The sequence below is a fragment of the Janthinobacterium violaceinigrum genome (assembly GCF_009208555.1).
GTDB classification, from domain to species: Bacteria; Pseudomonadota; Gammaproteobacteria; order Burkholderiales; family Burkholderiaceae_D; genus Janthinobacterium; species Janthinobacterium violaceinigrum.
The window spans coordinates 1-207 of sequence record NZ_WFLI01000150.1 but is presented as its reverse complement, the minus strand read 5'-3'; the positions used below and the strand labels follow the sequence as shown (position 1 = coordinate 207).

Below are 207 nucleotides of genomic sequence, written 5' to 3'. Positions count from 1 at the left end.
GCTTGACGGCAACAACGGGTGACGTCAGCACGAACAAGGCGGTGGTGACGACGCCAGGCACATTGAGCATCACGAGCAATGTCACCTTGCACAACACGGAAGGCACGGTGCAGGCAGGCCAGCTCGACCTGCATGTGGGCAATCTGGACAACGCAAAAGGTACCATCTTGCAGACGGGCACGGGCGACACGCGCATCGTCACCGGCA

The 207-nt window shown here is 60.9% G+C and carries 1 protein-coding gene; it reads left to right on the top strand.

Going from position 1 to position 207, the window contains the following annotated elements; translation table 11 throughout:
- On the top strand, positions 1-207 hold a 207-nt coding region (locus tag GCN75_RS29035), incomplete at both ends, for a hypothetical protein (RefSeq protein WP_193317718.1).